This is a genomic window from Streptomyces sp. NBC_00620 (genome assembly GCF_026341825.1).
In the GTDB taxonomy this organism is placed as follows: domain Bacteria; phylum Actinomycetota; class Actinomycetes; order Streptomycetales; family Streptomycetaceae; genus Streptomyces.
The window spans coordinates 59,763-72,250 of sequence record NZ_JAPENY010000002.1; the positions used below are offsets into that span (position 1 = coordinate 59,763).

Below are 12,488 nucleotides of genomic sequence, written 5' to 3' on the forward strand. Positions count from 1 at the left end.
TCCCTCGTCTACTTCACGACAGCGGCGGCGAGCTTGGACAGGGGCTCGGCGAGCGCGTTGACCGCGTCCGAGAGCTCCTTGCGGTCGGCGGCACCGACCTTGTCGTACGAGGTGAACTCGTAGGAGGTCTTGTCCTCGCGGTACTGGTCGAGCAGCGTGTTCAGCGCAGCGAACTGCTTGTCGAGTTCCTTCGTCAGCGCCGCGTCGTTCTCGGCGGCGACCGGCTTCAGGAGGGTGTACGACTCCTCCGCGCCCTCGACATTGGCCTTGAAGTCGACCAGGTCGGTGTGCGAGTAGAACTCTTCCTCGCCGGTGACCTTGCCGGTGGCGACCTCGTCGAGGAGCTCCTTGGCGCCGTTGGCCATGGAGGTCGGGGTGATCTCGGCGGTGCCGACGCGCTTCTGCCAGTCGGTCAGGTCGGTGACCAGCTGGTCGGCGAGCTCGGAGTCGCGGTCGGTGAGCTTCTTGTCCTTCCAGAGCGAGCGCTCCAGACGGTGCCAGCCGGTCCAGTCCGTCTCCGGGTCCTGGCCCTCCTCCAGACCGTCCTCGCGGACGTCGACCTTCGGGTCGATGTCACCGAAGGCCTCGGCGACCGGCTCGGTGCGCTCCCAGCCGATGCGCGAGGGCGCGTACGCCGCCTTCGCGGCCTCCAGGTCGCCGGCCTTGACGGCGTCGGTGAAGACCTTGACCTTGGGCAGCGTCTCGTCGGCCTGCGCCTGCGCGTACTTGCGGTAGGCGGCGACGGCCTTGTCGAGCCGCGGGTCGCGCTTGGCGACCGTGCCGCCGGTGGCCTTGACGTCCTGGCGTATGCCGTCGCCCTTCATGCCGGGCTTGCAGGCGATCGTGTAGTCGCCGGCCTTCACCTCGGCGGTGACCGTCTGCTTGGTGCCCGGGCCGATGTTCTCGCGCTCGGTGACGATCCGGTCGTCCGGGAAGAGGAGGTACATCTCGGTCACCTTGGAGCCCTTGTTCTCCACGGCGATCTCGACGTGCCCGGCGGGGAACTCCTTCTTGGACACCTCGCACTTGGAGTCGGTGGCGGTCACTTCGATGAGGTTGTCACCGCTGGACGAGGCGTTGCTCTTCTCGGTGCAGCCCGTGACGGCGGTCAGGGCCGCCGCGGCGGCGACGGCGGTGGCGACGGAGAGTCGGACGGGGCGCATACGGGCTCCAAGGCGAGGGCTCTGCGGGTTCACGGGGAGTGCATAGATCCAGGTGAGGCCGACCTAACTTATCTGAGGCTTACCTGAGTACTACCCGTCCGTCCAGTGATTCAGCTCTCATGGACGGTGTATGGGCTCGGCTTGATCACGGTGGCTCAATCCGCACCCCATGGAACGGCAAAGAGCGGGTCAAAAGCCGCGGAATGTCAACCGGATTGTCAACTACCGTCCCCGTAGAGCTGCTTCACGATCGACCTCAGCACCTGGTCCGTGCGCGGCCCGTAGTTGAGGAGCACCCCGTCCTCGACCGACACGACCCGGCGCTCCATCCCGGCCGGAGTCTGCGCGACGCCGGGGATCTTGACGAGACCGTCGATCCCGCCGACCGATTCGAGGCCCTTGGTCATCACGAGGATCGCGTCAGGGGCGGCCTGGGCCAGCGCCTCGGTGGTGATGGCCGTGAAGTCCTTCTCAAGACCCGACTCGGCGCCGGCGTCGACCGCTCCGGCCGCTTCGAGCAGCGAGGTGGCTCCCGACCCCTTGCCGCCGATGAGATACACCGAGGCCGAGCCGCGGAGGTAGAGGAAGGCGACGCGCGGATGCTCCTCGCGGGCCGGAATCTCCTTGCGTACCGCGGCGATCCGGTCCTCCGAGCGCTGGGTGAGCCGCTTCCCGTCGGCCGGTACGCCGAGGACGTCGGCCACCGTCTGGATGCGCGGGCCCACATCCTCCAGGCCCTGCGCCGGGTCGACGACGAGGACCGGGATGCCCGCGTCGCGGATCTGCTCCATGGCCTCGTCGGGCCCGGTCGTCGTCTCGGCGAGGACGAGGTCCGGCTTCAGCGAGAGCACGCTCTCCGCGGAGACGTCGTGGTTGCGGGTGACGACCGGCAGCTTCTCCGCCTGGTCGAAGGTGGCGGTGATGTCACGGGCGACGACCCGGTCGCCGAGCCCGAGCGTGAAGACGATCTCGCTGAGGCCGCCGGAGAGCGGGACGATCCGGTCGGCGGCCCGGACCGTCACCTTCTTCCCGTCGGACGAGCCCACGGTGACGGGGAGTTGGGGCTTCGCGGGGTCCGTGAGGGGTTCGAGGCGGTTGGCGGAGGTGGCGGTCTCCTTCGCGGTCTCCTTTGTGGACTCCGCGCTCTCGGCCGGGCCCCCGCAGCCGGTCGCGGCCGTCAGGAGGGCGAGCGTGGACAGTAGTGCGCCCGCCATTCGTGTGCGCCGACGGCGCACGGTCCCGTCCTTCATCCTCGTCCATCCATCCTCTCGGTCTGCTTCCGGCTGCTCCTGGCTGCGTCCGGTCGCCGCCAGTTGCTTCCAGCCGCTCCGGCCTCTTCCGGCACCTGCCGGGCATAGCTTAGGTTAGCCTTACCTTTCTAGCCATGAGTGGCCGGTTACCGACTGCCGAACCCGGAGGACATCCATGCCCGTGCGCCTGAGGGCCCCGATCACCGCGGTGTGCGTGGCCGCGCTCGGAGCTCTGCTGGGGGCACTGCTCCCCGCCACCGCCGCGCACGCCGCCGGCCGCAGCGTGCAGGGCGGGCGGCTCGACTGGGGCATCAAGTCCTCCTTCCAGAGCTATGTCACCGGGCCCATCGCCAAGGGGAGTTACTCCCTCACCGGCGGCGCGGCCACGGTCGGCAGCAGCCAGTTCCGCTTCCACTCCGCGACGGGCACGTACGACAGCGCCACGGGCGCCTTCTCCTCCTCCTTCTCCGGCGGGGTCCACTTCGTCGGGCACAAGGAGGACGACGGCACCTACCAGCTCGACCTCACGATCAGCCGCCCCACCGTCCGCATCTCCGGCGGCAGCGGCACCCTCTACGTCGACATCACCAGCAAGGCGAAGGGCACCGGGACGGTCACGACGTCCTCACAGGTGCCCTTCGCCTCCCTCTCCCTCGGCGGGATCGACATGAAGGGCGGCGGCAACTCCGTACAGCTCAACAGCCTTCCCGCCACGCTGACTTCACAGGGCGCGCAGTCCTTCGCCGGGTACTACACGGCCGGGACCGCGCTCGACCCGGTGAGCCTGTCCGCGGACGTGCGGGCGGCGGCCACGCCGAAGGCGTCGAGCACGCCGACGCCCACGAAGTCCTCCGTGAAGAAGGAGACTTCGGGCGCGATCGCGAACGGCGCCGTCGACTGGGGCGTGCGCCGCACCTTCCGCGAGTACGTCACCGGGGACATCGCCCAGGGCAAGTGGACCCTGTCCTCGGGAGCCCAGGACGGCGGCGCGCTCTTCCGCTTCGCCGGCGGTGAGGGGACGTACAAGAAGGACGACTCCTCGCTGGAGGCGGAGTTCGAGGGCGCGGTGCGCTTCACCGGCGAACAGGGTCTCGACCTGAAGCTGAGCAGCGTCCGGGTGGCCGTCGAGGACGCCAAGGGCACGCTGTACGCCGATGTGACCAGCGAGGGCTTCACCGGCAAGAAGGTCGCGATCGTCACCTTCACGGCGAAGGACCTCACCCCGAAGGACGACCTCGTCGAGCTGACCGAGGCGCCCACGAAGCTCACCGCCAAGGGCGCGAAGGCCTTCGGCGGGATGTATCAGGCGGGCACCGAGATGGACCCCCTCTCGCTCGCCGTCGCCCTCACCGACGACGCGGCCCTGCCCGCGCTGCCCGACCTGGGCAGCTCGGCCACCGCGAGCGCGACCCCCTCGGCACCGGAGACGGCCGCCGAAGCCAAGACCGACACGACCGAGGCCGCCGCGGACACCTCCGACGGCGCACCGGTTCTTCCCATCGGCCTCGTGGCCGGCGCCCTGCTGGTGGCGGGCGCGGCCTACGCGATCGCCGTCCGCAGGCGCCGTGGCCGCCAGGCCCCCGCAGTCCCTGATGAGGGCTGAACCCCATTACACCGTCCGCCACTTGGCGGACCACCCATCGAGGAGAACCACCTTCATGTCCGTCAGAGCCCGCCGCCCTCTCGCCCTCGCCGCAGCCGTCGCCACGGCCGCCGCGCTGGGTGCCACCGCGCTCGCCACCGCAGGCGCGACCACTGCCGCGGCCGCCGAAACCCCCCTCAGCGGCTACGAGTTGACGTGGGGCATCAAGCAGTCGTACCGCACGTACGTGACCACCTACGCGGGGGGCACCTTCACGGCGACGGACGGCGCCACGCAGGCCGTGGACAACGGTGCGTTCACCTTCGTGGACGGCACCGGCACCTACGACACCACGGCGCACACGCTCGGCCTCGGCTTCAAGGGCAGCCTGAACATCGTCTCCCAGGCGCACGGCTTCGACATCACCCTGTCCGACGTGAAGTTCGACAGCGCCACCACCGAGATCACCGCCGACGTGACGAAGACGACCACGCCGGCGACGGGCGGGACGCCGGTCACCACGAAGTCGGAGGACGCGCCGCTCGCCACGGTGACCGTCACCCGCGACATGAAGGACATGGCCACCAAGCTGACGGCGGAGGCGGCGGACATCCTCGGCAGCGCGTCCTACGCGGACGCGGCCGGCGACCCGTTGACGCTGGTGCAGAAGACGACCTCGCAGTCCCCGGACCCGGACACGTCCGACTCGACCTCCCCGTCCCCGTCGAACTCCGACTCGACCTCCCCGTCTCCGTCCGCGTCGGACTCCGAGTCCGCTTCCGCGAGCGCGTCCGCGTCCGCGTCGGCGTCCGCCTCGGCGGCCCCGACCGTGGGCGACATCACCGACGGCACGCTCGGCTGGGGCGTGAAGGAGTCCTTCCGTACGTACGTCGTGAGCGGCGTTGCCCAGGGCAAGATCACCGCGTCCGGCGGCGCGACCCAGGCCACCGGCAACGGCGTCTTCACCTTCGTGGACGGCACCGGCACCTACGACACCGACGCCGACACCCTCTCCGCCTCCTTCGAGGGCGCGGTCAACTTCAAGGGCCACGAGGAGAACGGCGAGTACGGCCTCGACCTCACCCTCAGCGACCTCAAGGCGGAACTCGACGGCGGCACCGGCGAACTGACCGCCGACGTCGACAGCCTCGGCGAGAAGTCCGAGGACGTCGTCCTCGCCAAGCTCAAGGCCACATCGGGCCAGTTGACGGTCGAGGACGACGTGATCGAGCTCGACGACGTCACTGCCACCCTCACGGACGCGGGCGCGGAGGCCTTCGGCGGCTTCTACACGACGGGCACCGAGCTCGACCCGGTGGACCTCGCCGTGGCCGTCGACGAGGACGCCCAACTCCCGGGCGGCAACGACGAGTCGACCACGCCCAGCTCCAGCGCCTCGGCCACCTCCGGCACCACGGGCGGCACGACCGGCTCCACCACCGGCGGCGACACCGGTTCCCTCGCCTCGACCGGCTCCGACGTACCGGCCGGCGCGCTCGGCGCCGTCGCCGCGGTCACCGTCGCGGCAGGCGCGGGCGTGGTCCTCGCGGTACGCAGGCGCCGTACGGAGGCCTAGTCGCCATCCACTGGCGCGACTGACACAACAGCCCGCCCCAGCCCTGGCCGCCCTCTGGCGGTCGCGTGGGCTGGGGCGGGCTCGTTGTGCGAGTGGTGTTTGAATGCTGGAGTGACTGATTACGACGTGCTGCGGGTCTTCTGTGGGCCCGGTGGGCGATACGGCAACGAGCTCGGGGTCGTTCGTGAGGGATCCTTCATGCCGGACGTCGAGGAGCGGCAGGCGTTCGCCGCGAAGCTCGGGTTCAGCGAGACGGTGTTCGTGGATGATCCCGAGCGTGGGGTCATCGACATCTACACGCCGACGCTGCGGCTGCCGTTCGCCGGGCATCCGTGCGTCGGGGTGGGCTGGCTGCTCGATGTGCCCGAACTCGTCACGCCCGCCGGGGTGGTGGGGGTCCGGCTGGACGGTGAGTTCAGCTGGATCGAGGCTCGGGCGGAGTGGGCACCGGCGCGTACGGTGCGGCGGTACGACTCCGCCGCCGAGGTCGACGCGCTGCCCGTGCCGCCGTCCGGGGAGTGGATCTATGCCTGGGCCTGGGAGGACGAGGCCGCGGGGCGGGTGCGGGCGCGGGCGTTTCCCGGCCGGGACGACGGGATCGTCGAGGACGAGGCGACGGGGGCGGCGGCACTGCTACTGACGGCTCGGCTGGGGCGGGCGCTCAACATCGTCCAGGGGGCCGGGTCCCAGATACTTACGGCGCCGCAGCCGGGGGGATGGGTTGAGGTGGGGGGTCGGGTGCGGTTGGTGCGGGGGTGAGGGTGGGGGTTTGTTCGCCCCCTCCGCCCCTTCCCGTCCCGTTTCTGGGGGCTGCGCCCCCAGACCCCCCTTTCGCGCTGCGCGCTCGTCCTCAAACGCCGGACGGGCTGAAAGTTACGCGGTCAGCGGGAACTCTTCCCCCAGTGCCTGAAAGACCGCCGTGTTCAGGGCGAACGCCCGCTTGCACTCCGTCACGATCCGCTGCTTCTCCAGGTCGTCGGCGTGGATGCTGTCCAGGAGTTCGCGGTAGGCGCGCTTGAAGGCGGCGGGGTTGGTGATGTCCTCGAAGACGTAGAACCGCACGCCGTCGCCCTTGCGGGTGAAGCCCCAGGTCTGTTCCGCCTTGCCGCGGATGATCTGGCCGCCGGAGAGGTCGCCGAGGTAACGGGTGTAGTGGTGGGCGATGTAGCCGCCGGGCCAGGTGCGGGCGCATTCGGCGACGCGGGCCGCGTACGCCTGGGTCGCGGGCAGAGCGGTGAGGGTGGTGTGCCAGTCGGGGCCCCGGAGGTGGGCGAGGTCGGCCTCCAGCGCGCTGCGGCGCATCAGTTCGCTCTGGATGAAGGGCCCGGCCAGCGGGTCGGACGCCAGCTTCCCGGCGTCCGCCTCCAACGCCTCGTACACGAACCACAGTTGCTCGGTGTAGCGCGCGTACGCCTCGACACCGAGCCTGCCGCCGAGCAGGTCGCTCATGAACGTCGAGGTCTCCGCCTCTGTGTGCTGCTCGTGCGAGGCGGTGCGGATGAGCGTCGAGAACGCCGTACCCGACGAGTTCATGTGGACCTCCGGTGGTGAGGACAAGACGACAGCAAGTCGGATTTTCTATGGTTAGCCTTACCTAAGTCAACTGGTTCCCGACGTCCTGTCGGTAAAAACGTACCCCGAATCCCGGTCGGGCCCACATGGAAGAGCCCGCCCTGTGGACAGGGCGGGCTCTGGGGGCGCGGAAACCACCGCACGCGAGGCGGCGGCGAGGCGGGACTACGGCAGGGTGAGGATCTCGGCGCCGCTGTCGGTGACGACCAGGGTGTGCTCGAACTGAGCCGTCCGCTTCCGGTCCTTCGTGACGACCGTCCACCCGTCGTCCCACATGTCGTACTCGTGCGTACCGAGCGTGAGCATCGGCTCGATCGTGAAGGTCATCCCGGGCTGGATGACGGTCGTCGCATGGGGGCTGTCGTAGTGCGGAATGATCAGACCGGAGTGGAAGGAGGAGTTGATCCCGTGCCCCGTGAAGTCCCGGACCACCCCGTACCCGAACCGCTTGGCGTACGACTCGATGACGCGCCCGATGATGTTGATCTGGCGGCCGGGCTTGACCGCCTTGATCGCACGGTCGAGCGACTCACGGGTCCGCTCGACGAGCAGCCGGCTCTCCTCGTCGACGTCACCGACGAGGTAGGTGGCGTTGTTGTCGCCGTGGACCCCGCCGATGTACGCCGTCACGTCGAGGTTGATGATGTCGCCGTCACGCAGGACCGTGGAGTCGGGGATGCCGTGGCAGATGACCTCGTTGACGGAGGTGCACAACGACTTGGGGAAGGCGCGGTAGCCGAGGGTCGAGGGATAGGCACCGTGGTCGCACATGTAGGCGTGCGCGACCCGGTCCAGCTCGTCCGTCGTCACACCGGGTGCGATGAGCTTCGCGGCCTCGGCCATCGCCCGCGCGGCGATCCGCCCGGCGAGCCGCATCGCCTCGATCGTCTCGGGCGTCTGCACCTCCGGACCGGTGTACGGCGTGGGCGTGGGCTTGCCCACGTACTCCGGGCGCCTGATGTTTCCCGGGACGGGACGGGTGGGAGAGAGCTCCCCTGGTACGAGCAGCGACTGGCCAGACATGCCAGCGAGTCTAACCAGCGGGCGTGGGGGACCATGTCCGTGGCGAAAGGAGCCGGTCATGGCCCTCTTCAAGAAGCGCACCGTCGGCAAGCCCGGCGAGTGGTACTACTGCCTGGAACACAAGACCGTCGAGGAAGGCCCCGACTGCCCGGGCAAGGACCGTTTCGGTCCCTACGCCTCACGGGCGGAGGCGCAGCGCGCGATGGAGATCGCCCGCGAACGCAACCTCGAGTGGGAAACGGACCCGAAGTGGCACGATGCGACGGGGGCGGCGCCGGGGCCTGACGAGGACTGAGGGCGCGGGTGGCCCGTGCGGGGCGGGCTCCCGGGGTACCGGGTCCACCGCCGGAGGGGCTGCGAGCTGCCCGCCGAAGGCGGCGCGGAGTGGCGAGTCGGGCGGGTGGGCGGGAAAGGCCTTTCGACGGTGTCCGCCGCAGGCGGGTAGGAATGCCGAGTCGGGTGGGCGGGCGGGAAAGATCCGCGAAGCGGCATACGACCCGTTCACCACCGCGCAGACGGCGGAGCCGTCAGCTGATCCGCTAGCCGGGACAACCGGTCCCGAACCCGCCGCCGCCCCCGAGGCGAGGGCAACGCGTTCTCCCCGGCCCCCGCACTCACAAGATGCTGAACGGTATCGAGGTCGAGCTCGGGCCCGCCCGGCACGGCCAGCACCTCATGAGCCAGCGCCGGCAACTCGGCGTCCCCCGCGGACAGCGCAAGCACCGTCGCCCCGGCCCGCCGAGCATCGTGAACCCGCTCGAGCAGCGGAGCCCCCACCGCCCCGGGCGACACGACAAGCAGCGTCTCCCCACGCCGCGCGGCCTCGATCCGCCCGAGCCCCACCGCAAGGTGAGCCGGATCCGAGCCCGCCGCCCCATGCCGCACCAGCGTCGGCGAAAGCTCCGGCGTCCCCGACCACGCGGCCTCGTCAACCAGATGCGCGGCGAGATGCCACGGCTCGTACTCCTCCGTGCCCACCAGCAGCAACCCGCCCCCGTACGACACCACGGACCCCCGCAGCACCCCGGCGAACCGCCGCGTGGCCCCCAACCACTCGGTCCCGGCAAGCACTTCACGCAGCAGCGCGACCCGTACGGCATCCATGCAGACGCATCCTGCCGCAACCGGCCACTCGTGACCCGGAGTTCATCCCAAATTCGCCCAAGCTGGGCAAGGGGCCGGATCAAGCGGTAAGGAGAGACACATGACAAGCACCGAGGCCACCGAGACGTCCGTGCCGTTCACAGCGGGCCAAGAAGGCTACGCAAGCTTCCGTATCCCGGCCGTGGTCGCCACCGCCACCGGGACCCTGCTCGCCTTCTGCGAGGGCAGGGTCGGCTCCCGGGACGACTTCGGGAACATCCACATCGTCCTGAAGCGGTCCACGGACGGCGGCCGCAGCTGGGGCCCGCTCCAGGTCGCGGCCAAGAATGCCGAGCACCTCTCGGGCAACCCCGCCCCCGTCGTCCTGGACACCGGCCGCGTCCTGCTCGTCCACGTCCGCAACACGGCCCTCGCCACCGAGGACGCCATCCGCCGCGGCAAGCTGTCGGCCGCCGACGGCCGCCGGGTCTGGGTCCAGCACAGCGACGACGAAGGCCTCACCTGGTCGAGGCCCGCGGACATCACCGCGCAGACGAAGAAGGAAGACTGGCGGTGGTACGCCACCACGCCGGGCCACGCCCTCCAGCTGACCTCCGGCCGGGTCGTCGTCCCCGCCAACCACTCCCTGCCGCCGAAGGGCACGGACAACGGCACCGAGGGCAAGTACAACGGCGGCCACTGCCTGCTGAGCGACGACGGCGGCCTGACCTGGCGCATCGGATACGTCGACGACAACCCGAACGGCTACATCAACGCGAACGAGACCACCGCCGCCGAACTCCCCGACGGACGCGTCTACTTCAACACCCGCAACCACGCCACCGCCCCCGGCACCCGCGCCGACGCCCACTCCCGCGACGGCGGCGAGACCCTGGCCAAGCCCTTCCGCCCGCAGGCCGGCCTCACCGCCCCCGTCGTCCAGGGCAGCGTGCTCCAGCTCCGCGACCCCGACCTGCTCCTCTACTCGAGCCCCGCCGCCCCGGGTTACCGCGCCCTGATGACCGTGCGCGCCTCCACCGACGGCGGCGTCACCTGGCGCCCCGCGCACACGGTCGACGGACTGCCCGCCGCGTACTCCGACCTTGTACGCGTCGACACCGCGACCGTCGGACTCCTCTACGAGACGGGCGACTTCGGCGCGTACGAGACGATCACCTTCCGCCGTATCCCGGTGCGGGCTCTCACCTGACCCCCACCCGTGGGACCGGCGCACGTAAAGTCGGCCCATGACCTCTACTGACAGCGCACCGAACGCCGTACCGAACGCCGCCCAGAAGGCCCCCGCCAAGGACCCCTGGGACCTCCCCGACGTGTCCGGGCTCGTCGTCGGTGTACTCGGCGGCACCGGCCCCCAGGGCAAGGGCCTCGCCTACCGGCTTGCCAAGGCCGGACAGAAGGTGATCATCGGCTCCCGTGCCGCGGACCGCGCGCAGAGCGCCGCCGACGAGCTCGGGTACGGCGTGGAGGGTGCCGACAACGCCGAGTGCGCGCGGCGCAGCGACATCGTGATCGTCGCGGTGCCGTGGGACGGACACGGCAAGACGCTGGAGTCCCTGCGCGAGGAACTGGCCGGCAAGCTCGTCGTCGACTGCGTCAACCCGCTCGGCTTCGACAAGAAGGGCGCGTACGCGCTGAAGCCGGAGGAGGGCAGCGCCGCCGAGCAGGCCGCCGCCCTGCTGCCGGACTCTCGGGTCACCGCGGCCTTCCACCACCTGTCCGCCGTCCTCCTCCAGGACCCGGAGATCGCGGAGATCGACACCGATGTGATGGTCCTCGGCGAGGAGCGGGCGGACGTGGAGATCGTGCAGGCGCTCGCCGGACGCATCCCCGGCATGCGCGGCGTCTTCTCCGGGCGGCTGCGCAACGCCCACCAGGTCGAGTCCCTGGTCGCCAACCTGATCTCGGTGAACCGGCGCTACAAGGCCCATGCCGGCCTGCGGGTGACGGACGTCTGAGCCGCGTGGGGGACACTGGTGGCAAGCAGTGTCCCCCGACAGGAGCCGATGTCCCATGCCCCGCCTTGCCGTCTACGCCCTCGCCGTCTGTCTGCTCTCCGTCGCCGCGGCCGTGGTCTCCTTCGTCCAGGGCAGCCTGCTGGGGATCGTATGGGTGCTGATGGCCGGTCTGTCGTCCAACATGACGTGGTACTACGCCCGGCGCGGCAGGACGCGTGGCGGCTCCGGATCCGTCACGGGCTGAAGGTTCACGAGCTGACGGCTCACCGGCTGACGGCTCACCGGTCGACGGCTCACCGGTCGACGGTGCAGTACTCGTTGACGTCGCCCCAGAAGCGGTACAGGTTCTGACCGCAGTAGCGATCGACGTCGTCGATGCCCAGGCCGCCCAGGATCCAGTAGATCGCGTCGAAGAACGCGGCGTTCACCTGCGGGATGAACAGCACCCCGAACACGGCGAGCAGGCCGAACGGCGCGAACGGCTCCACCTGGCGGCGGATGTTGTGCGACAGCCAGGGCTCGATCACGCCGTAGCCGTCGAGGCCCGGCACGGGCAGGAAGTTCAGGATCGCCGCCGTGATCTGGAGCAGTGCGAGGAACGCCAGCGCGTAGCGGAACGGTCCCGGCACCCCGTCCAGGGCGCCCAGCCAGAACGGGGCCGTGCAGACGATCGCGAACAGCACGTTGGTCAACGGGCCCGCCGCCGAGATCAGACTGTGCCTCCAGCGACCCTTGATCCGGCTCCGCTCGATGAAGACCGCACCGCCCGGCAGACCGATCCCGCCCATGATCACGAAGATGACGGGCAGCACGATGCTGAGCAGTGCGTGCGTATAGGCGAGCGGGTTCAGCGTCAGGTAGCCCTTCGCCCCGATCGAGATGTCCCCGCTGTGCAGGGCGGTGCGCGCGTGCGCGTACTCGTGCAGACAGAGCGACACGATCCAGGCGGCCGTCACGAACAGGAACGCGGCCAGTCCGGGCTGCTCGGCGAACCCGGTCCAGGTCGCCCAGCCGGTCACCGCCGTCACAGCCACGATCCCGATGAAGACGGGGCTGATCCTCCGGTCACTGCGGCGGGTCGCTGCGGTGGTCATGGGGCTCCCTGGACTGATACGCATGAGCTGGGCCTGCCCGACCGTACCGGGCGCATTCGGAAAACGTCTCGCGATCGGCCATTGGTTCCGGGGAGGGTGGGGGTATGGGGTCCTGGCAGGTGTGCGGTACGAAGGACCGGGCCGTCCGGTGCCATGACCAGGCCGGGCT

The 12,488-nt window shown here is 70.1% G+C and carries 13 protein-coding genes; 7 read left to right on the forward strand and 6 right to left on the reverse strand.

Annotation, left to right across the window (positions count from 1 at the left end; all coding sequences use genetic code 11):
- Positions 1–8: 8 nt before the first annotated feature.
- Together efeO and OG246_RS19480 are read right to left on the reverse strand one after the other, a co-directional pair.
- Positions 9–1,163 (reverse strand): iron uptake system protein EfeO, encoded by a 1,155-nt coding sequence (efeO, locus tag OG246_RS19475; RefSeq protein ID WP_266464670.1) that lies wholly within the window; start codon positions 1,161–1,163, stop codon positions 9–11.
- A 218-nt stretch (positions 1,164–1,381) separates the two neighbouring features.
- A complete protein-coding gene (locus OG246_RS19480; protein ID WP_266464674.1) occupies positions 1,382–2,413 on the reverse strand; it encodes a hemin ABC transporter substrate-binding protein in 1,032 nt (343 codons plus the stop codon).
- Between the two features lie 175 nt (positions 2,414–2,588).
- Here OG246_RS19480 and OG246_RS19485 point away from each other — a divergent pair, with 175 nt between their 5' ends.
- From OG246_RS19485 to OG246_RS19495, 3 genes are all read left to right on the forward strand, one after another.
- Positions 2,589–4,016 carry an HtaA domain-containing protein gene (locus tag OG246_RS19485; RefSeq protein ID WP_266464676.1) on the forward strand — a complete coding sequence of 476 codons (1,428 nt, stop codon included), beginning with the start codon at positions 2,589–2,591 and terminating at the stop codon, positions 4,014–4,016.
- 55 nt (positions 4,017–4,071) lie between these two features.
- Complete coding sequence (locus tag OG246_RS19490) at positions 4,072–5,571, forward strand: HtaA domain-containing protein (protein WP_266464678.1); 1,500 nt, start codon at positions 4,072–4,074, stop codon at positions 5,569–5,571.
- A gap of 111 nt (positions 5,572–5,682) precedes the next feature.
- Positions 5,683–6,330: a PhzF family phenazine biosynthesis protein gene (locus OG246_RS19495; protein ID WP_266464687.1), complete on the forward strand. Its 648-nt coding sequence runs from the start codon at positions 5,683–5,685 to the stop codon at positions 6,328–6,330.
- Between the two features lie 114 nt (positions 6,331–6,444).
- Here OG246_RS19495 and OG246_RS19500 read toward each other — a convergent pair whose 3' ends face one another.
- Both OG246_RS19500 and map read right to left on the reverse strand, forming a co-directional pair.
- Positions 6,445–7,104 carry a heme oxygenase (biliverdin-producing) gene (locus tag OG246_RS19500; protein WP_266464690.1) on the reverse strand — a complete coding sequence of 220 codons (660 nt, stop codon included), beginning with the start codon at positions 7,102–7,104 and terminating at the stop codon, positions 6,445–6,447.
- A 204-nt stretch (positions 7,105–7,308) separates the two neighbouring features.
- On the reverse strand, positions 7,309–8,166 hold the full coding sequence (map, locus tag OG246_RS19505; RefSeq protein WP_266464693.1) for a type I methionyl aminopeptidase: 858 nt from the start codon (positions 8,164–8,166) through the stop codon (positions 7,309–7,311).
- A 58-nt stretch (positions 8,167–8,224) separates the two neighbouring features.
- Here map and OG246_RS19510 point away from each other — a divergent pair, with 58 nt between their 5' ends.
- Complete coding sequence (locus tag OG246_RS19510) at positions 8,225–8,461, forward strand: hypothetical protein (protein ID WP_266464697.1); 237 nt, start codon at positions 8,225–8,227, stop codon at positions 8,459–8,461.
- A gap of 206 nt (positions 8,462–8,667) precedes the next feature.
- Here OG246_RS19510 and OG246_RS19515 read toward each other — a convergent pair whose 3' ends face one another.
- On the reverse strand, positions 8,668–9,270 hold the full coding sequence (locus tag OG246_RS19515; RefSeq protein ID WP_266464706.1) for a hypothetical protein: 603 nt from the start codon (positions 9,268–9,270) through the stop codon (positions 8,668–8,670).
- 100 nt (positions 9,271–9,370) lie between these two features.
- Here OG246_RS19515 and OG246_RS19520 point away from each other — a divergent pair, with 100 nt between their 5' ends.
- Genes OG246_RS19520 through OG246_RS19530 form a run of 3 tightly spaced genes read left to right on the forward strand, consistent with a single transcriptional unit; the run spans position 9,371 to position 11,469 of the window.
- The gene (locus OG246_RS19520) at positions 9,371–10,459 is read left to right on the forward strand and encodes an exo-alpha-sialidase (RefSeq protein WP_266464711.1); all 1,089 of its coding nucleotides are present in this window, start codon (positions 9,371–9,373) and stop codon (positions 10,457–10,459) included.
- A gap of 37 nt (positions 10,460–10,496) precedes the next feature.
- Complete coding sequence (npdG, locus tag OG246_RS19525; RefSeq protein WP_266464714.1) at positions 10,497–11,225, forward strand: NADPH-dependent F420 reductase; 729 nt, start codon at positions 10,497–10,499, stop codon at positions 11,223–11,225.
- Positions 11,226–11,280: 55 nt separating this feature from the next.
- Positions 11,281–11,469 carry a hypothetical protein gene (locus OG246_RS19530; RefSeq protein ID WP_266464717.1) on the forward strand — a complete coding sequence of 63 codons (189 nt, stop codon included), beginning with the start codon at positions 11,281–11,283 and terminating at the stop codon, positions 11,467–11,469.
- Between the two features lie 49 nt (positions 11,470–11,518).
- Here OG246_RS19530 and OG246_RS19535 read toward each other — a convergent pair whose 3' ends face one another.
- Positions 11,519–12,319 (reverse strand): site-2 protease family protein, encoded by an 801-nt coding sequence (locus OG246_RS19535; protein WP_266464721.1) that lies wholly within the window; start codon positions 12,317–12,319, stop codon positions 11,519–11,521.
- Between the last annotated feature and the right edge of the window lie 169 nt (positions 12,320–12,488).